The sequence below is a fragment of the Desulfonauticus sp. genome (genome assembly GCF_055126295.1).
In genome coordinates, this window is sequence record NZ_JBSRHE010000005.1 from 37,522 (window position 1) to 57,152 (window position 19,631).

At 39.3% G+C, this 19,631-nt stretch carries 22 protein-coding genes and 1 other RNA gene; 18 read left to right on the forward strand and 5 right to left on the reverse strand.

The features are described 5' to 3' along the window. The first annotated feature begins 17 nt into the window (after nt 1–17). The 13 genes from atpD (at nt 18) to ACTCIM_RS04485 (ending at nt 10,093) form a co-directional block, all read left to right on the forward strand. Complete coding sequence (atpD, locus tag ACTCIM_RS04425) at nt 18–1,424, forward strand: F0F1 ATP synthase subunit beta (RefSeq protein ID WP_464278555.1); 1,407 nt, start codon at nt 18–20, stop codon at nt 1,422–1,424. Between the two features lie 14 nt (nt 1,425–1,438). Then, nucleotides 1,439–1,867 carry a F0F1 ATP synthase subunit epsilon gene (locus ACTCIM_RS04430; protein WP_472314036.1) on the forward strand — a complete coding sequence of 143 codons (429 nt, stop codon included), beginning with the start codon at nt 1,439–1,441 and terminating at the stop codon, nt 1,865–1,867. An 85-nt stretch (nt 1,868–1,952) separates the two neighbouring features. Beyond that, entirely contained in the window at nt 1,953–3,305 is a 1,353-nt protein-coding gene (glmU, locus tag ACTCIM_RS04435; RefSeq protein ID WP_472314038.1) for a bifunctional UDP-N-acetylglucosamine diphosphorylase/glucosamine-1-phosphate N-acetyltransferase GlmU, read from the forward strand. 1 nt (nt 3,306) lies between these two features. Next, a complete protein-coding gene (locus ACTCIM_RS04440) occupies nt 3,307–3,486 on the forward strand; it encodes a hypothetical protein (RefSeq protein WP_472314040.1) in 180 nt (59 codons plus the stop codon). A gap of 5 nt (nt 3,487–3,491) precedes the next feature. Further along, nucleotides 3,492–3,755 (forward strand): cell division protein ZapA, encoded by a 264-nt coding sequence (locus ACTCIM_RS04445; protein WP_464278551.1) that lies wholly within the window; start codon nt 3,492–3,494, stop codon nt 3,753–3,755. Beyond that, nucleotides 3,755–3,940: non-coding RNA, 6S RNA (ssrS, locus tag ACTCIM_RS04450), on the forward strand. Before ACTCIM_RS04445 ends, ssrS begins: the two co-directional genes overlap by 1 nt. A gap of 98 nt (nt 3,941–4,038) precedes the next feature. Beyond that, nucleotides 4,039–5,598, forward strand: a complete 1,560-nt coding sequence (gene rny, locus ACTCIM_RS04455) for a ribonuclease Y (RefSeq protein ID WP_472314043.1) — start codon at nt 4,039–4,041, stop codon at nt 5,596–5,598. Then, a complete protein-coding gene (locus tag ACTCIM_RS04460; RefSeq protein ID WP_472314044.1) occupies nt 5,588–6,382 on the forward strand; it encodes a TIGR00282 family metallophosphoesterase in 795 nt (264 codons plus the stop codon). Before rny ends, ACTCIM_RS04460 begins: the two co-directional genes overlap by 11 nt. Next, a complete protein-coding gene (gene tyrS / locus ACTCIM_RS04465; RefSeq protein ID WP_472314045.1) occupies nt 6,369–7,571 on the forward strand; it encodes a tyrosine--tRNA ligase in 1,203 nt (400 codons plus the stop codon). The genes ACTCIM_RS04460 and tyrS overlap by 14 nt, the downstream gene beginning before the upstream one ends. Nucleotide 7,572: 1 nt before the next feature. Next, nucleotides 7,573–7,752 (forward strand): hypothetical protein, encoded by a 180-nt coding sequence (locus ACTCIM_RS04470; RefSeq protein WP_472314047.1) that lies wholly within the window; start codon nt 7,573–7,575, stop codon nt 7,750–7,752. An 11-nt stretch (nt 7,753–7,763) separates the two neighbouring features. After that, complete coding sequence (locus ACTCIM_RS04475) at nt 7,764–8,375, forward strand: UbiA-like polyprenyltransferase (protein WP_472314269.1); 612 nt, start codon at nt 7,764–7,766, stop codon at nt 8,373–8,375. Between the two features lie 2 nt (nt 8,376–8,377). Then, nucleotides 8,378–9,817 (forward strand): threonine synthase, encoded by a 1,440-nt coding sequence (gene thrC / locus ACTCIM_RS04480; RefSeq protein WP_472314050.1) that lies wholly within the window; start codon nt 8,378–8,380, stop codon nt 9,815–9,817. A 3-nt stretch (nt 9,818–9,820) separates the two neighbouring features. Continuing rightward, the gene (locus tag ACTCIM_RS04485; RefSeq protein ID WP_472314053.1) at nt 9,821–10,093 is read left to right on the forward strand and encodes a hypothetical protein; all 273 of its coding nucleotides are present in this window, start codon (nt 9,821–9,823) and stop codon (nt 10,091–10,093) included. A gap of 5 nt (nt 10,094–10,098) precedes the next feature. Here ACTCIM_RS04485 and ACTCIM_RS04490 read toward each other — a convergent pair whose 3' ends face one another. From ACTCIM_RS04490 to ACTCIM_RS04510, 5 genes are all read right to left on the reverse strand, one after another. Continuing rightward, a complete protein-coding gene (locus tag ACTCIM_RS04490; RefSeq protein WP_472314056.1) occupies nt 10,099–11,184 on the reverse strand; it encodes a GGDEF domain-containing protein in 1,086 nt (361 codons plus the stop codon). Continuing rightward, nucleotides 11,177–11,995: a bifunctional DNA-formamidopyrimidine glycosylase/DNA-(apurinic or apyrimidinic site) lyase gene (gene mutM, locus ACTCIM_RS04495; protein WP_472314058.1), complete on the reverse strand. Its 819-nt coding sequence runs from the start codon at nt 11,993–11,995 to the stop codon at nt 11,177–11,179. The genes ACTCIM_RS04490 and mutM overlap by 8 nt, the downstream gene beginning before the upstream one ends. Next, nucleotides 11,995–13,071, reverse strand: coding sequence for a ChaN family lipoprotein (locus ACTCIM_RS04500; RefSeq protein ID WP_472314060.1), 1,077 nt, complete (start codon nt 13,069–13,071; stop codon nt 11,995–11,997). Before ACTCIM_RS04500 ends, mutM begins: the two co-directional genes overlap by 1 nt. Next, complete coding sequence (locus tag ACTCIM_RS04505; RefSeq protein ID WP_464278542.1) at nt 13,062–14,327, reverse strand: phenylacetate--CoA ligase family protein; 1,266 nt, start codon at nt 14,325–14,327, stop codon at nt 13,062–13,064. Before ACTCIM_RS04505 ends, ACTCIM_RS04500 begins: the two co-directional genes overlap by 10 nt. 105 nt (nt 14,328–14,432) lie before the next feature. Next, nucleotides 14,433–15,200: a tRNA (adenine-N1)-methyltransferase gene (locus ACTCIM_RS04510; RefSeq protein WP_472314063.1), complete on the reverse strand. Its 768-nt coding sequence runs from the start codon at nt 15,198–15,200 to the stop codon at nt 14,433–14,435. Nucleotides 15,201–15,283: 83 nt separating this feature from the next. Here ACTCIM_RS04510 and ACTCIM_RS04515 point away from each other — a divergent pair, with 83 nt between their 5' ends. Genes ACTCIM_RS04515 through ACTCIM_RS04535 form a run of 5 tightly spaced genes read left to right on the forward strand, consistent with a single transcriptional unit; the run spans nt 15,284 to nt 19,578 of the window. Beyond that, nucleotides 15,284–16,246, forward strand: a complete 963-nt coding sequence (locus ACTCIM_RS04515; protein ID WP_472314065.1) for a radical SAM protein — start codon at nt 15,284–15,286, stop codon at nt 16,244–16,246. After that, entirely contained in the window at nt 16,224–17,669 is a 1,446-nt protein-coding gene (locus tag ACTCIM_RS04520; protein WP_472314067.1) for an Rne/Rng family ribonuclease, read from the forward strand. The genes ACTCIM_RS04515 and ACTCIM_RS04520 overlap by 23 nt, the downstream gene beginning before the upstream one ends. Continuing rightward, complete coding sequence (locus ACTCIM_RS04525; protein WP_472314069.1) at nt 17,670–18,212, forward strand: epoxyqueuosine reductase QueH; 543 nt, start codon at nt 17,670–17,672, stop codon at nt 18,210–18,212. Between the two features lie 11 nt (nt 18,213–18,223). Then, nucleotides 18,224–19,375 (forward strand): radical SAM family heme chaperone HemW, encoded by a 1,152-nt coding sequence (gene hemW / locus ACTCIM_RS04530; protein WP_472314072.1) that lies wholly within the window; start codon nt 18,224–18,226, stop codon nt 19,373–19,375. Next, on the forward strand, nt 19,351–19,578 hold the full coding sequence (locus tag ACTCIM_RS04535) for a DUF2905 domain-containing protein (RefSeq protein ID WP_472314074.1): 228 nt from the start codon (nt 19,351–19,353) through the stop codon (nt 19,576–19,578). The genes hemW and ACTCIM_RS04535 overlap by 25 nt, the downstream gene beginning before the upstream one ends. Nucleotides 19,579–19,631: the final 53 nt, after the last annotated feature.

The window sequence follows — 19,631 nt, forward strand, 5'->3', positions numbered from 1 at the left end:
AAGAGGGGGCTTTTAAAATGAGTGAAAATATAGGCAAAATTGTGCAAGTTATTGGTAACGTTATTGACGTGGAATTCCCAGAGGGGAAACTTCCTAATATTTTGAATGCCTTGGTTTTGAACAACCCAACTATTAGTGATGAACCTGATAACCTGGTTGTAGAAGTTGCTCAGCATCTTGGAAACAATGTTGTTCGTTGTGTAGCTATGGATACCACTGATGGTCTGGTTAGGGGTATGCCTGTAAAGGATACTGGTGCTCCTATCCAGGTGCCTGTAGGAAAGTCTGCTTTGGGTCGTGTATTGAATGTAGTAGGACGTCCTGTGGATGATATGGGGCCTGTTAAGGGCGAAAAGATGTATCCCATCCACAGAGAAGCTCCTGCTTTTGTAGAGCAAAGCACCAAGATTGAGCTGTTGGAAACAGGTGTTAAGGTTATTGACCTGCTCATTCCCTTTCCCAAGGGTGGTAAGCTGGGAATGTTTGGTGGTGCTGGTGTAGGTAAGACCGTTATCTTAATGGAGCTTATTAATAACATCGCTAAGCAGCACGGTGGTATTTCTGTGTTTGCTGGTGTTGGTGAAAGGACTAGAGAAGGTACTGACCTTTACCTGGAAATGAAGGAAGCTGGCGTATTGGAAAAAGCTGGTTTGGTTTATGGTCAGATGAACGAGCCTCCAGGAGCTAGAGCTAGAGTAGCTTTGACTGCTTTGGCCATGGCTGAATACTTCCGTGATGAAGAGAATCAGGACGTACTTCTGTTTATTGACAATATTTTCCGTTTTACTCAGGCCAACTCTGAGGTATCTGCGTTGCTTGGACGTATGCCCTCTGCAGTAGGTTATCAGCCCACCCTGGCCACTGACCTTGGTGCCTTGCAGGAAAGAATTACCTCTACCAAGAAGGGTTCTATTACTTCTGTTCAGGCTGTTTACGTACCTGCGGACGACTTAACTGACCCTGCTCCTGCTACTACCTTTGCTCACTTGGATGGTACCATCGTTCTTTCCCGTCAGATTGCTGAGCTTGGTATTTATCCTGCGGTGGATCCCTTGGATTCTACTTCTCGTATCCTGGATCCCAATGTTCTGGGTAATGAACACTACATGGTTGCTCGTCAGGTACAGCAGATCTTGCAGAAATATAAAGACTTGCAGGATATTATTGCTATCCTGGGTATGGATGAGCTTTCTGATGAAGATAAGCTTATCGTGTCCAGAGCTAGAAAAATTCAAAGATTCCTGTCTCAGCCCTTCCATGTTGCTGAACAGTTCACAGGTAAGCCTGGTCGTTATGTAAAGCTGGAAGATACCATTAGAGGATTTAAGGAAATCATCGAAGGTAAGCACGATGATGTGCCTGAGCAGGCCTTCTATATGGTTGGTACAATTGAGGAGGCTTTAGAAAAAGCTAAAGAAGCATAAAAAAAGGTGACATCATGGCACGTACATTAAAGTTAGAAATAGTGACTCCAGATAGAAAGGTTCTTTCTGAGGAAGTGGAATATGTAGCTGCTCCTGGAGTAGAGGGTGAGTTTGGGGTCTTGCCCAACCACATCCCTTTTCTCTCTGCTTTGGGAGTGGGCAGTCTTTATTATAAAAAAGATGGTAGACGTTTTTATGTCTTTGTTGCTGGGGGATTTGCAGAAGTAGGGCAAAATAAAGTTTCTATTTTAGCTGAACTGGCTGAAAAGGCTGAAGAAATTGATGTGGAAAGGGCTAGAAAGGCTTTAGAAAGAGCCCAGCAAAGACTTCAAGAGCAAGCAGATAGAGAGGCTTATGCCAGAGCAAGAGCTTCTCTCGCCAAAGCCTTACATAGGATGCGCTGTAGAGAAAGCGCTGTGCAGGCTGGTACTTGCAAAATGTAGTTAAAAGTTAACTTGCTTTTTAAATGCCCCACTCTTAAAATAGCCAAAGAGTGGGGCATTTCTTTTTTAAAGGAGTAATGAATTTATGCAGGTTTTGGGGATAATTTTAGCTGCAGGAAAAGGGACGAGAATGGGGCTTACAGGTCCCAAGGTGATGCAGGAAATACTGGGAAAGCCTTTACTCTGGTATGTGCTAAAGAGTTTAGAGAAAGTGGCTGATACAGAAGTTTATCCTTTGATAGGGTATCAAAGGGCAGTTATAGAAAATTATTTCCCAGAATATAAAGATAGATTTATCGTGCAAGAAAGTCAGCTGGGTACCGGACATGCCCTGCAAATGGCCTGGCCTTTAATTGAGCAAAAAAAGCCAGAGTATATCTTGGTTACCAATGGAGATACTCCTTTAGTGGAACCTGAGCATTTTAAATTGTTATTGGATAGAGGGAAGGATTTTGACTTGAGTTTTCTTTCCTTAACTCTGGAAAATCCCAAAGACTATGGACGGGTGTTGAGAAATGCTAATTTTGAAGTAGAAAGGATTGTGGAAGCCAAAGACCTATCAGTACAGGAAAAAGTAATTAAGGAAGTAAATGCTGGAATTTATTGTTTTAAATTCAAATTTTTACAGGAATGCCTATTTGAATTAAAGGCAGAAAATGCTCAAAAAGAGTATTATATTACCGATTTGATTGGTATAGCTAAAAAAAGAGGTTTTAAGGTTGAAGGAGTCAATTTAGGTAATGTTTCTGAGTTGTTGGGCATAAATACTGTTTACGAACTTAGCTCACAAGAGGAGTTTTTACGCCAAAAGATTGTAAATTACTGGCAAGAGCAGGGTGTACTTATCAGACAACCCTGGGGTGTGGTCATTGGACCTGAAGTTGAACTGGAAAAGGGAAGTATCCTGAGTGGCCCACTTCACCTTCTGGGGAAAACCCGAATTTATGCTTCCGCCAGGATTGGTGCTTATACCTTTATTAAAGATTCTGAGATTGAAGGTACCATCCATGAATTTTGTCATGTAGAAGGGGCTGAGGTAAAAAGAGGAGTCAATGTAGGACCTTATGCCAGACTTAGGCCTGGAGCTTATTTAGAAGAAGAATCCAGAGTTGGTAATTTCGTAGAAGTGAAAAAAAGCAGACTGGGACGAGGCAGCAAGGCCAATCACTTAACTTATCTTGGAGATAGTGACATTGGACCTGGAGTGAATATTGGAGCTGGTACCATTACTTGTAATTATGACGGTAAAAACAAACACCAAACCATTATAGAAGAAGGTGCTTTTATTGGCAGTAATACTGCCCTGGTTGCTCCCATTAAGATTGGCAAAAGAAGTTTAGTGGGTGCGGGTTCCACCTTGACTAAAGAGGTGCCAGAGAATACCCTGGCTATTGCTAGAGCTAAACAAGTGCTTCTACCCAGAAAGAAAAAAGACTGAGATGGAACAAATTAGCTTGCTGGAAAAAAAAATTGAAGAACTCTTACTTAAACAGCGCAAAATTTTAAAGGAAAACTGGCAGTTAAAAAGAGAGCTTGAAAAAGAAAATCATAAAAAACAACAGGTTAGGAAAAAGATAGAGAAGTTGTTGCAAAAAATAGAAGAACTAAATATAGAATAAGAAGGATGACTGGCTATAATTTAAAAATTTTAGGAATGGAGGTATCTTTTAAAACTGATGTGCCTCCAGAAAGGGTGAATAAAGCCAGGTCCTTGTTAGAAGAACGTTTTAAGGTGTTGGAAGAGAGGGGAAAAAAGCTAAGCAAAGAGAAGTTGCTTATATATTTAAGTCTAAGCTTGGCAGATGACTACCTGGAGTTGGAGAAAAAGTTTCAGCAGGTAGAAAGTCGTATCTCCAGGCTTTTAGATAGATTAAACCGAGAAGAATAATCTTCCTGAAGGGTTCGTGATAGTGGGAATAATTTTTGAGCCAATGCTTACCTCTTGGGAGCCGTTGTGTAGCTCTGGTGTGCAGGCCTCTTGTCTGACAAGAGGAAGCCTAAAAGAGTTACTTTGGCGCCCACCTATACATAAGAGGTTCAAAATTACCCGCTACACGGCCTTTTGGGGTTTTATCTAAAAAGGCACTTCCTGTTTTCTTTTCCCCTCTTAATAGATATTTTGTTTTTGCGCCTGAAAGAGGCGTTACTATATATATTTTAAGGAGTTAGCGATGTTAAGTAGTATCATTATTACCGCCTTTATTACTTTTGGAGTTGGAGCTGTTGCTGGGATTTTCTTTTATAAATACTTTTTAGGTAAAGAATTAGCTGAAAGTAAGAAGCTAGCTGACAAGATTTTAGAAGAAGCTAGAAAGGAAGCCAGTGCTCAGAAAAAAGAAGCTCTATTACAGGCCAAGGATGAAATATTTCGTCAAAAAAGGGAATGGGAGCAGGAATATCGGGAAAAGGAGAAAGAGCTTAAAAAGCAAGAGCAGCGCCTGCAGGAAAAGGAAGAGCGTTTAGAAAAAAAACTAGAAGATGTTTCTCAAAAGGAGCGAGAACTTCTTTCCTGGGAAAGTAAACTCAGTAAAGAGGAGAGAAGGCTAGAAGAAAAAAGAGCAGAGCTGGATGCTTTGATTTTGGAAGAGACCAAGAAATTAGAAGAAGTTTCTGGCCTTACCAGAGAAGAAGCCAAAAAGATTTTACTGGCTGAAATGGAAAATCAGGTTAGGCATGAAGCAGCCAAAAGAATGCGTCAGATTGAAATGGAAGCTCAAGAACAGGCTGCCAAAAAAGCCAAAGAAATTTTGGCCACAGCTGTACAGCGTTATTCTGGAGAATATGTAATTGATAATACAGTTACAGTGGTAGAACTTCCCAGTGAAGAGATGAAGGGTAGGATTATTGGACGAGAAGGTAGAAATATTAGGGCCTTAGAGGCTGTTACTGGAGTTGACCTTATTATTGACGATACACCAGAGACAGTAGTCCTTTCTGCCTTTAATCCTTTACGCAGGGAAATTGCCAGGCAGGCCTTAGAGCGCCTTATTAGTGATGGTCGCATTCATCCTGCCCGTATTGAAGAAGTGGTGCAGAAAGTAGAAAAGGAAATGGAAGACAAGTTAAAAGAAATAGGAGAACAGGCCACCTTTGATGTGGGGGTGCATGGTATTCATCCGGAGTTGGTGAAACTTTTGGGTAGGCTTTATTATCGAACCAGTTTTTCCCAAAATGTCCTGCAACATTCCTTAGAAGTAGCCTTTTTGTGCGGAATTATGGCTGCTGAATTGGGATTGGATGAGAAAATAGCCAAGCGAGCAGGATTGCTTCATGACCTAGGCAAAGCTGTGGATCACGAAGTAGAGGGCCCCCATGCCTTAATCGGAGCTGATTTGGCTAAAAAATATGGAGAGAGTGAAGAAGTGGTGCATGCTATTGCTGCTCACCATGAAGATGTAACTCCTTCCAGCGTGTTGGCTGTTTTGGTCCAGGCTGCAGATAGTCTTTCTGGAGCCAGGCCTGGTGCTAGAAAAGAACTTTTAGAAAATTATGTAAAGCGCTTAGAGGAATTGGAAAACATAGCTACCAGTTTTGATGGCGTGGAAAAGGCCTATGCTATTCAGGCAGGAAGAGAGCTTAGAGTGATGGTGGATTGTGAAAAGGTAGGTGATGAAAATACTTATCTCTTGTGTAAGGATATTGCCAAAAAAATAGAAGAAGAAATGACCTATCCTGGACAGATAAAGGTCACTGTAATTAGAGAAAGAAGGGCTGTGGACTTTGCCAAGTAAGTTCAGGGTATTGTTCTTAGGAGATATTGTGGGCCGCAGAGGACGAAAGGTAGTAAAGTCCTTTGTAGCCAAGGTAAGAAAAGAATATGAACTTATTATTGCCAATGCAGAAAATGCCTCTGGCGGTTTGGGACTGAATGCCAAAAATGCCTGGGAGTTAAAGAAAGCAGGCATAGACATTCTAACCTCTGGTAATCATATCTGGAAGTTTAAAGATATAATTAAGGTTTTAGAAACAGAAGAGTGGATACTTAGACCTCTAAATTATCCTTTAGCCCCTGGACGGGGCTTTACTTTTTTTTCTCTTCCACAGGGTGGAGAGATTCTGGTGATTAATCTGCAGGGCAGGACTTTTATGGAGGCTATAGATTGCCCTTTTTTAGGTGTAGATAGGTTGCTGGAAGAGCTCAATTTTAAGGGACCTGTTATAGTGGATTTTCATGCTGAAGCTACTTCTGAAAAGGTGGCTATGGGCTATTTTTTGGCCGGGAGGGTCAGTGGAGTCCTGGGAACCCATACCCATGTGCAAACCAATGATTGTAGAATACTGGATGGTTTTACCGCTTATATTAGTGATGTGGGCATGTGTGGCCCTGTGGATTCTGTTTTAGGAATGGAAAAAAGTATTATTATAGAGAGATTTTTAAGCAAGCGTCCACAAAAGTTTGATTTGGCTAAGGGAAAGGTCAAGGTTTGTGGACTGAGCTTGACTATAGATAGGCTTACTGGCAGATGTGAGGACATTGCTTTTTGTAATTGGGAGGAAGAAAATGATTCCTGTTGAAGAACAGTTAGCCCTTATTAAAAGAGGGGCTGTGGAAGTTATTGAAGAAAAAGAATTGGTGGAAAAAATTAAAACCAGGAAAGTATTACGCGTCAAAGCTGGGTTTGACCCCACTGCTCCAGATTTGCACCTGGGACATACTGTTTTGATTCACAAACTCAGACACTTTCAGGAGTTGGGCCATCAAGTTATTTTTCTAATTGGTGACTTTACTGGAATGATTGGCGATCCCACAGGTAAGTCTGAGACACGGAAAAAACTTACCCGGGAAGAAGTGCTAAAAAATGCAGAGACTTACAAAGAGCAAATTTTTAAAATCCTGGACCCAGAGAAAACTGAAATCGCCTTTAATTCTTCCTGGATGGATAAGTTTTCTGCTGCAGATTTTGTGGAGTTGTGTTCTAAATATACTGTAGCCAGGATGATGGAAAGAGATGATTTTAGCAAGCGCTGGAAAGAAAATAGACCCATTTCCATTCACGAATTTCTATATCCTTTAGTGCAGGGCTATGATTCAGTGGCCTTGCAGGCAGATGTGGAACTGGGGGGGACAGATCAAAAGTTTAATTTGTTAGTGGGAAGGACCCTGCAAAGAGAATATGGCCAGGAGCCCCAGGTAATCTTGACCATGCCTATTTTAGAAGGCCTGGATGGGGTGCAAAAAATGAGCAAATCCCTGGGGAATTATATTGGAATTACTGAGCCTGCCAAGGATATGTTTGGTAAACTCATGTCCATTTCAGACGAGCTTATGTGGCGTTATTATGAGTTGTTGTCCAGTAAGTCCATGGCTGAAATTGAAAAGATGAAGGAGCAGGTGAGCAAAGGAGAGCTTCATCCCAAAAAATGTAAAGAAGAACTGGCCCTGGAGATTACTGCCCGTTATCATGGAGTGGAAGCAGCCAGAAAAGAATTAGAAGCCTTTAACCTGGTCTTTGCCAAAGGCAATATTCCAGAAGATATTCCTGTATTTGAAGTTAAAGAGAAAAAAACAATTGTGGATATCTTATTTGAAAGTGGATTATGTAAATCCAGGGGTGAAGCCAAACGATTGTGTAAGCAAAAGGCCATTCATCTGCCGGAAAAAGACAATCAGAGTATAACTGCTATTGATTTTGTGTTTGAGCCAGGGGAATATGTCCTTAAGGTGGGTAAAAAAAGGTTTTTAAAGGTAATAGTAGATAAATAAGTTGTTTTTAGAAACAGTGGATAAAAAGATGCTGGAAAAGAATTTGCTTTTTAAAAAAATAAAAGCCTTTTGCCTATTGGTAAAAATAGAGCATTCTGTTTTTGCCCTTCCTTTTGCCTATATTGGCCTTTTTTGGTCAGCTAAGATGCCAAAAACCCCAGAACCCAGGACCGTCCTTTAGTAAGTGGAAAGATAAGTGTAAAGGAAGGCTATCTCTATTTAGGTGGGGCTGCTTTAATCTTTATCCTGGCCTGTTTGGGCTTAAATAAGCTTTGTTTTTACCTTTCTTTTCCAGCACTTATCTGGTCTGCAGGTTATAGCTTTAGTAAGAGGTTTACCTGGTTTTGTCATTTTATCTTGGGCTCTGTATTGGGACTTGCTCCCATAGCTGGATGGATTGCTTATAAACCTGAGTTTGCCTTGCCTCCTGTACTCCTGGGATTGGGTGTTATGTTTTGGGTAGCTGGCTTTGATATCCTTTATAGTTTGCAAGACCTCCAATTTGACCAGCAGGAAAAGTTGTTTTCTGTTCCAGCTTGTTTTGGCCTAGAAGCTGGGTTTGGTTTTGCCAGGCTTTCTCACTTTATTTCCTTTTTATTTTTTCTTTTAGCTGGCTATGCCTTTAGCAGTGGTTATATTTATTTTTTAGGGCTTTTACTGGTAGGTATTGTTTTAAGCATAGAGCATAAAATTATTTCTCCTAAGGATTTGAGTAAAATTAACCTGGCTTTTTTTACCTTAAATGGTTTTATTGCCATTTTTTTGTTGTTAATTGTGTTATTTGATTTATATGTAGGAGTGTAGTTATGTTATCTTTTCCTCAATATAGGGGCAATTTATCTTACCGATGTCTTTCTTGTGGGCAAGAATATCCCAGTTCTAACCTTTATTATACCTGTCCCGAGTGTAAGGGTGTTTTTTTGCTAGTGGACCATAATTTTTCTAGTTTAACGCAGAAAAGCGGCTCAGAGTGGCAGGAAATTTTTGATAATAGAGCCAGAAGTAAACGTAAGGCCTTTAGAGGAATTTTTCGCTATTATGAACTTATGGCTCCTATTTTAGAGGAAGAGGATATTGTTTATCTGGGAGAAGGACATACTCCCATCGTAGAAGCCAGTGAAAAACTTAGCAGGTATGTTGGTCAGCCTTTAGCTTATAAAAATGATGGGCAAAATCCCAGTGCATCTTTTAAAGATAGGGGCATGGCCTGTGCCTTTAGTTATTTAAATTATTTGGTGCGTAAACATGGTTATAAAAAGATTTTAACCATTTGTGCTTCTACCGGGGATACCTCTGCTGCAGCTGCCATGTATGCTGCCTATGTGAGTGAGTCCATTGGTTCAGTGGTACTGTTGCCTAAGGGTAAGGTTACTCCCCAGCAACTGGCTCAGCCCCTGGGCAGTGGTGCTCTGGTTTTAGAGCTTCCAGGAGTCTTTGATGATTGCATGAAGGTAGTGGAATATCTGGCAGACAACTATCAGGTTGCTTTACTCAATTCTAAAAATGCCTGGAGAATTTTAGGCCAGGAAAGTTATGGCTTTGAGATTGCCCAGTGGTATGATTGGGATTTAGCCAACAAGGCTGTTTTTGTCCCCATTGGCAATGCAGGAAACATTACAGCAGTTATTAATAGTTTTTTAAAGTTATATAAATTACAAATAATTTCCACTTTACCCAAAATTATTGGAGTCCAATCTGAGCACGCTGACCCTGTGTTTAAATACTATAGCCAACCCAAGGACAAGAGAAGGTATAGTCCGGTAAAAGTAAAGCCCAGTGTGGCTCAGGCCGCCATGATTGGCAATCCGGTTTCCTTTCCCAGGGTAAAAGGGCTGGTAGAAGAGTATGAAAATCTGGGAGGAACTTTTTATGTTGTGCAGGTTAAGGAGCAGGAAATTATTGAAGGCATGCTTTTAGCCAACAGGCATGGCCATATTTCCTGTACCCAGGGGGGAGAATGTTTGGCTGGACTTATCAGAGCCAAGGAAAAAGGGTTACTGGATAAAAGGGAACTGGCAATTTTAGATGCTACTGCTCACATGCTCAAATTTGTAGGTTTTCAGCAGATGTATTTTGAGAATTCCTTTCCTCCTGAATATGGCATTACACCTAAGAAAGAATTAATTAACTGGCCTAAAGAGGTTTTATCTGAAGAAGAGAAAAGTCAGCTTGATTTTCAGGATTTTGTGCAGAAGGCAGGCGAAGCCATTGTCCAGACTTTGGGAATAGAAAAAAACGAGGAGTAGTAGATGACCAAGATTCCAGACGGACCTTTTTATTATCCCAATCCCTTGGATAAAAAAGAACGCATGTACGTGCGTAAAAATGAACAGGGAGAGATAGAATTTCGATTATGGCACCAGGACCACCCTAGAGTCTGGGAAGAGCATGGCTGGCTGGATTTAGGTATCGTAAAAAGGGCACTTAGCCTGTATCAGGGTAAAGACAACCCCTTAAAGTTATATGACCTGGTTGTAGCTAGAGCAATTTTAAAAGAGTGGGAAGAAAAAAATAAAAAATAAGAGCTTTATTTTTTTAAATCACAGGCTATTTCAGAATAACACTTTACCTGATTACGTCCACCACTTTTGGCTGCATAAAGGGCTTTATCTGCTTTACCAATAAGGTCTTCAGGCAAATCAGAAGGAGCTACCTCGGCTACTCCTATACTCACACTAAAGTGAATAGGGGAAGTAGTTTTTCCATCTTCTTGTCTGGGCACAAACTGGTAGCGGTTAATATCTAGCCTCAGAGCTTCTGCTCGCAAGTAGGCTTCTTTTTCATTTAAGTCTTCTAAAATTACAGCTATTTCCTCACCCCCATAACGACAGGCCAGGCCACTAGAAACATCAGCGTGGGACTTAATAATTTTGGCAGCAGCTCTAAGCACATCGTCTCCAATCAAGTGTCCCCATTTATCATTTATGGACTTAAAGTGGTCTATATCTATCATAAGTAAAGAAAGTTTGCGGCCACTTTTTATCAGGGCTGGAGCAGTTTCTTTGATATAACGGTCAAAAACACTGCGATTAAAAAGATTGTCCAAAAGGTGGTCATATCTGGCTTTTTCTTCTAACATTTTGGCCTTTTTTTCCCACTTTAGGGCTTCTTTTTGGTTGTTTTCAATGATAGTGGTCACTTCTTTTTTGATGAAAGTAATTAAGTCTCTGGGGTTGGGATTTTTTTCAATGGTGGCAATGGTTTTATCTTGAAAGGTTTTTAATTGTTGATTTTGAGATATAAAGTTGTTTTTTAAGGAATTCAGGATATCTTCTATTTCAGCCACAATTTGACTATTTATCTTTTTTTCTTCTTCCAGGCGCCTTTGGGTTTGGATTAATTTTTCCCGGCAATTTTCCAATAAGCCGTTTTCCAGAACCAGAAGAGCAGTAAAAAACTTGCCCAGGGAAAAGTCTTTTTCAGCAAAAAAAGCGAGTAATTTTTTCTGTAAGTTGGCTTTTTGTTCTTCTTTTAAAGAGGAAAAATAATAGATTAAATTGCGGATAAAAAGAAGAAGACCTGTCCAGTTGGGATTGTCGACTATGCCTAAGTTTTTAAGCGTTTCTAAAAGTTCAGCTTGTTTTAATGGTTTTAATGGATTGTTTTTATTCATATTTTTTTTGACAACTAACGCAAAAAGTAGTAGTTCTTCCTGCTACTTTTAAAGTAGTTAATGTGTTTTTACACTTAGGGCAAGGTTTTTCTTTTTGTCCATAGACTTGAAATTCCTTTTGAAAATTTCCCTTTTGTCCTAAACCATTTACATAATCTCTAAAAGAACTACCTCCAGCTTGAATGGCCTTTTTTAATACCTGCAATAAGGATTGGTGTAGTTTTTTTAGTATATCAGGAGGAATGGCCCTGGCTATACTTTGAGGATGAATCTTGGCAGCAAACAGGGCTTCATCAGCATAAATATTACCTATGCCTGCAATAACTCTTTGATTTAATAGTAAAGATTTTACCCTGGCAGAAGATTGAAAAAGGGTTATAAACTTTTCTTCAGTTATTTCAAATGGTTCTGGACCAAGGTTTTTAATAAAAGACCAGTTAAAAAATTCTTCTTGGGTAAAGAGATAGATACGACCAAATTTGCGTACGTCTTCAAAGAATACTTTTTTATTTTCACAGGTTAAGATAAAATGCACATGTTTGCCTGGTGTTTCTTTAGAGTGAGCTACAAAAATTTTTCCTGTCATTTTTAGGTGAAAGGCCAAAATTTTTTTCTTGCTTAAAAGAAAGTAAAGCAATTTACCTCTTCTTTTTATATTCAGGATAGGCTCTCCTAAAAGGTCCTGGGGGAATTTAAGACTGTTTTGCACCAGGCAATGAGAGTTTACCAATTGGGCCCTGGTTATAATTTTTTCTTGAAGTAAAGGAAGAAGAGAATTTTTTATGGTTTCTACTTCAGGAAGTTCTGGCATTATAACTCCAAATTAAGGGTTAAAATTTCTTTTCCCCGCCTTATTTTAAATTCAAGACGACTCTTATTCTGGATAGCTTTTAGAGCCAATTTATGAAGTTGCCAGAGGTCATGGATTTTTTGTTTATTTACTTCCAAAATAATATCTCCCTTTTTTAGGCCAGCCAGGTCTGCTTTGCTTTTGGGTTTTACTGCTTTTATTTGAATGGATTTATCCTTTTTTATTAGCCAGAGCCCCAGGCGAAAGGTTCTTTTGTGCGGAGTTTCTGGGCAGGTATAATAATATAGACTTGGGTTAAAGGTCTTAGAGTCTGAGGGGGTAGTTTTAGGTAAAAAGGCAAAGATGGTGGCCAGGGGGTCAAGTAAATGCAGACGTTTTTGCAGTCCAAAACCACCTTCTAAGTGGCCTGAGCCAATGTAAATCACTACTGGCGAGTTATATTTTTTCCTGGCCCAAAAAGCCTGTTCTGCCATTTTGCTTTCCCAAAGTGCCTGGCCTTTTAAGAAAGAATTTATTTTTACTGAAAAGTTGGGCAAAAAATTTTGATGTTCGTGAAATTGTTTTGCTAAAAATTCTTTTTGCTTGGAAGTGGGAGGCTGGTAAAAATAGGGCATGAGGTTTTGTTCATAAGGGGTTAGTTTTTTATCTTGAGTCCATTTTTTTAAAATGGCTTTGGGGATGTTTAAGGCGATTATTTTTAGCTGATATTCCTTGGCTCTTTTAAAAAGAGGCGCATAAAAGGCAAAATCATATCCCCAGGTCTTGTCCCAGTTAAGTTTTTGCGGAAGTTCTTGGATACTAATTTTTTGGGCTAAAAAATCATCCAGGACCTTTTGATAAGTTACATCCACCATTTCTAAGCCCAGAACAGGGCGGATGCCTTTTTGTAAAAGAAGGTCCAGAACTTTTGCTTCTATTAAGTGGTCGCAGGGATTTAAGTGGCGCTCTCCCACTAGGATATAATCACTTTTACTCCAGGAAGAATAAGCCCCCTCCAGTTTTAAAGGGGGTCTGGAAGCACAAGCAAAAAGAAAAAAACAGAGTAAAAAAGAGAAAAATATTTGTTTTAATCCCATTTCCTCTTGTCTTCAATGGGTTTGATTTGAGGTGGAAGAGTCCCGGGAGGAACTATTTTTAAAATAGGTCTGATTTTTATTTTTTCTCTAAAGGCGTGCAGTAAATCTGCCTCTCTGGTAAATTGACTGGCTTCAATGTAGAGGGTCATTTCATCGATTCCACCAGGATTGGTTACTTCTATTTGCCATCTTTTTACTTCTTCAAAGGAGGCCATCACCTGTTCTACCTGGTGTGGATAGACAAACATGCCCTTAATTCTGGCAGTGGTGTCCACTCTACCTACAATATTTCCTAGTCTGGGAGAGGTCCTTCCACAGGCACAGGGCGAATAGTCGATATAGGCCAGATCTCCTGTAGCCAGGCGAATTAAAGGATAGGTCTTGTTAAATACAGTTACTACTACTTCGCCTACCTCTCCTTCTTTAAGAGGGATGCCTGTATCAGGATGACATATTTCTACATAAGCTTTAGTGGAGATATGCAATCCTGTTTTGTGATAGCACTCATAACCAATACAACCCACATCTGCTGTTCCATAACCCTGGCGCATAATCAAATCAAATTTCTTTTCTATGGTAGAGCGCATCTTTTCAGAAAATTTTTCTCCAGTAACAAAAGCTACCTCTAAAAATAAGTCCTTTCTTAAGTTAAGCCCTTTTTCTTCACCCTTTTGCGCTAAGTGCAAAAGATAACTGGGAGTACCTACATAACCTGTTACCCTTAATTTTTGCATAATTTCTAACTGGAGGTTGGTATTTCCAGGGCCTGCAGGCACCACAGCACAGTTTAAGTTATTTAGGGGTTCTTCAAACATAAGCCCTGCTGGAGTTAAGTGATAATTTAAGGTTATTTGAGCAATATCACCTCTTCTAAAGCCAGCAGCATAAAAGGCTTCGGTCCAGCCCCAGTAGTCAGGCTCTCTACTTTCAGGGTCAAAAATGGGACCAGGAGACATAAATATTCTTCTTAACTCTCCCAAGTCCTGGGTGAGCAACCCCCCCAGCCTTGGACCCATGGATTGCAAAAAGATAAGTTCTTTTTTCTTTAAAATGGGAATATGTTTTAAGTCGTTTAAGGTTTTAAATTTTTCTACAGAAAACTGTGCCCGGTCAAAACGCTTTTTTACATCCTCAGAATACCTGTAAGCATAATTTAAAAGTTCTTTTAATTTTAATAGGTAATACTTTTCTCTTTCCTGGGGAGTTAAAACCTCCTTTCTACTCAATATGCCTTCAGTTCTGTCTTTACGAGTCATTTATCTTTTACCCCCTTCATGCAGGTTTTCTATCTTTAAAAAAATATTTTAATAGTAAAAAAAAAGAAAAAATCAAGTTTTTCTGGCGTAATAAATTGTAATTATTTACTTTTTTTCTATGTATCTAGAAAAGACCAAAAAGCCTGTGTGGGCTACCATTTGGTCTTGAGGTCTAAACCTTTCTGGAACCGGTTTATAGCGTCTAAGTAGTATCTCTACTACTTCTGGAGGGTAAAAGGGACCATTTTCCAGATGAGTAAGAAGGGTTATTACTTGGTTGGTGGTAGGGAGTAAAAAACCAAGAGGGGCTCCTGGTTTTACTGCTTTAAAGATGTGTTCCAGATAGTCCCAGGGAGTGCGTACATCTAAAAATAGGGCATCCACATCTTGTTGTAAGAAGCCTTCTGCTATATCCTGGTTAAAAAATTCAACCCGGTGCTGGAGATTGGCTCTTTTTAAGTTTTCCTGAGCTAATTGAGAAAAATTTTCTCTTTTTTCGTAGGAATAAACTTTACCTTCTTCTCCTACCATAAAGGCCAGAGCTGTAGTTAGAGCACCAGAGCCAGTACCTGCTTCAATTACCTTTTTACCTGGCCCAATATCCAGCTTGAGTAAAATATAGCCTATTTCTTTAGGATAAATGATTTGGGTTTTTCTTTTTACTGATTTGACCAGGTCGTAAAGAGTGGGCTTTAAGAGATAAAAGGTTTTCCCTAAATGCGTACTTATTTGCTGGCCAAAATTGCTCTCTAGAATCTGCCTGTATTCTATCATGCCTTCGTTGGTGTTTAAAGAGCCTTCTTCTTTTACCACCCTAAAGTAGGTCTTGTCCTTTTCACTAACTAGCATTACCAAAGTATTGGGTTTTATCATTTTGACAATCTCCCTGCTTAAGTCTAAGCAGAGCGCTAGACAGTTGTCTTCTCTGTGTCAAGTTTTTAAAGAGGAAGAGGTTGATGAGTTTTAATTATGTGTTTGGTCCTGTTTATTCCAGCCGTTTGGGGCGTTCTCTGGGTATAGACCTGTTGGGAGAAAAGATTTGTAGTTTTGATTGCCTTTATTGTGAAGTGGGTAAAACTAAAGAAAAGACTTTAGAACGCAAGCCCTATGTTCTGGCTGAACAGGTGCTTAGAGAAGTGGAAGTTTGGTTTGCCCAAAACACTTTTTTGCCAGATGTAATCACCCTGGGCGGTAGTGGGGAGCCTTGCCTTAATGTACAGTTAGGAGAGATAGCAAAAAGCTTAAAACAAAAATATGATTTGCCCCTGGCCTTGCTTACCAATAGTAGTCTTTTGTTTTTGCCCGAGGTCTTAAAAGAAATAGAAGTATTTGATTTAATTTTACCTTCTCTGGATAGTTGTGTAGAAAAAGAGTTTCAAAAAATTAATCGTCCAGTAAAAGACATTACCTTAAAGGAAATAAAAGCCGGATTATTGACTTTAAGTAAGCATTTTAAGGGACAAATTTTTTTAGAAGTGCTTTTGTTGCCTAAAATCAATAATTCCAGGGAGAACTTAAAAGCTTTGCAGGATTTTATTTCCCAGTTGAATCTAGCCAGGGTGGATGTCACGACCATGACCAGGCCTGGAGCTTACCTTTTTCAAAGGGTGTCTTCAGAGGAAATAAAATACTGGCAGAAAAATCTTAGGGTGAATTTTAATAAAGAGGATACCAAGCCTAAGGCTGACTTTCATATTTTTTCAAAAAGGGAAATAGATGAATCTAGTGTGCTTGCTTCTCTAAAAAGAAGACCCCAGAGGGTAGAAGATATGGCAGAGGCTTTGGGGGTGGAAAAAGCAAGGTTAGAAGATATGCTATATAAGTTGCTGCAAGAAAAAAAAGTTATGCAGATAAGAGATGAAAAAGAAATTTATTATCAAATAAATGAGGGAAAGAATGAAAAAAAGAATGTTTATTAGTTATCTTCCAGAAGAAGAAGTGGAAGTGGCCATTACTGAAAAGGGATTGTTACAGGAATATTATGTTGAAGTAATTTCCCAGGATAAGACCAAGGGAAATATTTATAAGGGAAAAATTCACAATATAGATGCTTCTTTACAAGCTGCTTTTGTCAATTATGGAGCAGAAAAAAATGGTTTTTTACAGGTAGATGAGGTGCACCCTGAATACTATCAAAAGGAAATTCAGCCCTTACCTGGACAAAAGTATCCTCCCTTACATCGAGTACTAAAGGCTGGCCAGGAGATTTTGGTGCAGGTGGTAAAAGAGCCTACAGGCTCCAAAGGGGCCTATTTGACCACTTATTTGTCTTTACCTGGTAGGTACCTGGTACTTACGCCTGGAAGAGAAGAAATAGGCGTTTCCAGAAAAATAGAAAAGGCCAAGGAAAGGGAGAGACTTAAAAAAATAGTGGAGAGCTTTGGCCTGGAAGAAGGTTTGGGGATTATTGTACGCACGGTAAGTGAAGGTCAGACCAAGGCCAGTTTGCAACATGATTTTAATTTTTTAAAGAGATTGTGGAAAGATATTAAAGAAAAGGCCAGAAGTAAAAGCGCTCCAGCCCTACTTTATGAAGAAAAGGACTTGGTTTTTCGAGCCATTAGAGATTATTTGACCCAGGATGTGGAAGAAGTTTGGGTAGACCACGAACTGGTGGCTGTACAGGTAGAAGAATATATTGGGCTTATGTTTCCCCGCAAAAAGAACTTGGTGCGTTTACATGTGCCGACCAGCGGGCTTAGCTTGTTTGAACGCTTTAACCTGGATGAGGAAATAGCCAATATCTACTCACGGGAGATAGATTTACCCTGCGGAGCCAGGCTGGTTTTTGACTACACAGAAGCGCTTACTTCTATTGATATTAATTCTGGCAAAATCTCTGGAGAGAAAAATTTTAAGGAAATGGCTTATAGAGCGAACCTGGAAGCTGCCCAGGTAATACCTTTACAGTTAAGACTTAGGGATATTGGAGGGCAGATAGTTGTAGATTTTATTGAAATGAAAGACAGACGCTATATTCGAGAAGTGGAAAAGGTATTACGCCAGGGTTTAAAAAAGGATAAGGCCAGGACAGATTTTATCCCCATCTCTCGTTTTGGGTTGGCCCAGATAGTAAGACAAAGACTGGGCACTTCTGCCTTTTCTTCTTCTTTGGAAAAGTGCACCTGTTGTCAGGGCCGAGGAGTTTTTCCCAGCCTGGAATGGCAGGCTCAATTGAGTTTGAAGAAAATCTATACCACCTTGAGAAAAGAGCACCCTAAAGAAGAGATAAATTTTAAGTTTCCAGCCCAACTGGCTTTATATCTTTTAAATAACAAGAAAAAAAATATTTTGCGTTTGGAAGATAAATTTAAAGTCAAAATTATAATAGAGGCTGTATAGGTGAGGATTGTAGTTCATTGCTGTTGCGGTCCCTGCTCTATTTATCCTTTTCAGGTCTTAAAGGAGAAAGGTTGGGAGATTTTTGCCCTTTTTTATAATCCCAATATTCATCCTTTAACAGAATACCTACAAAGAAGAAATGCTTTCATAGAAGTTTGCAAGTATTTTGATATAAAATATCTGTGCCTGGACAAGGATTATAATCCTCAAGAATATTTTAGGCTGGTTAATTTTAGAGAAAACAATAGATGTTTTTATTGTTATCAATTAAGATTGGAAAAGTCTTTTTATATTGCTAGAAGAGGAAAGTTTGACTATTTTACTACTACTTTACTTTATAGTAAATTTCAAAAACATAACTTGATAAAAGATTTGGCTCTAGATATGCGTACTGGGAGCAAGGTAAATTTTTACTATTATGACTTTCGTGAAGGCTGGAGTATAGGACAAGAGCAAAGTAAAAAAATGGGTATTTATCGTCAGCAGTATTGTGGTTGTTTGTATAGTGAAGTAGAAAGATACGCCAAAGAACTTAATTCTTAATTTTTATTTGCATGCTTCTTTATATTCATTTCCCCTTTTGTGTCCAAAAGTGTAAGTATTGTGCCTTTTATTCTCAGGTTTTGGTGCCTGAGATGGTTGAAATCTATGAGCAGGCTCTTTTGCAGGAGATTGATTTTTGGGCCAGAAATTTGGGAAGCAGGCAAATTGAGAGCATTTACTTAGGAGGTGGCACTCCTTCTTTATGTTCCCTTTCCTTTCTTAAGCAGGTCCTGGAAAAAATTCATCATTATTTTAAAGTTCCTTCTCCTATTGAGTTTACTTTAGAAGCCAATCCAGAATCTTGTAAAAAAGAGCAAGTTAAAGGCTGGTATCAATTGGGAGTAAATAGGGTAAGTCTGGGAATTCAAAGTTTTACAGAAGAAAACTTAAAACTTCTGGGCAGGATTCACTCGCTTAAAGAAAGTAGAAAGGCTTATTACTTATTGCGCCAGACTGGATTTAAAAATATAAACTTTGATCTTATGTTTGGCTTGCCCGGCCAGAGTGTAGGTAAGTGGCTGGAAGAAGTAAAAATGGGAGTTAGTTTGAGGCCAGAGCATTTTTCCTGTTATGGTTTTACTCTGGAGCCAGGGACTTATTTTGCAGAAAAAGAAAAGGACTATCTCTGGCCTCTAGAGGAAGAAGTGGCTAAAATGTATCTTTATGGTGCAGAGTATCTGGAGAGTGCTGGCTATCTGCAGTATGAGATTTCCAACTATGCTCGCATGGGATACAATGCCCAGCACAATGTGGGCTATTGGGAGGGAGCAGATTTTCTGGGGCTGGGTCCCTCAGCAGTTTCTACCATAGGTCAAAAAAGGTGGCAAAATCCTCCCAACATCAAGCAATATGCCCTGGAGGTCGAGCAAGGTTTTAAAGGTTTAAAGGTAGAACGCATAGAAGGAATAAAAGAAGTAAATGAAATGGTTATGCTTTCTCTTAGAACCTGTAAGGGCCTAAGCCTGAAAAAGTTTAGACAAAAAATTGGCTTAAATTTTACCCAAATTTTTCAAAAGAGTCTGGAAGTATTGTATAATAAGGGACTGATTAGCTTTAGAAAGGGATATGTTCGCTTGACAAGGCCGGGATTGCTTTTAAGTGATAGTATAATTCCACAATTTTTTCTGGAGGAAGGTTTATGTCCGGATGGGGACAAGAGCTAGCCAGGGTTTTAATTTTGGGCGGAGTCCTTTTAATTTTGCTGGGACTACTTCTGTGGGGACTGGATAAAATTTCCTTTCCTTTAGGTAAACTGCCTGGAGATATTGTGGTGAGAAGGGGTAATTTTACCTTTTATTTTCCCTGGGTTACCTGTTTACTTTTAAGTGTGGTATTGAGCTTGCTTTTATTTATTTTTCGCAAATAAAATGCCTTTTTAAAAAAGTAGCTTTGAGAAGAAAAGCTGATAGTTGCCTTCTT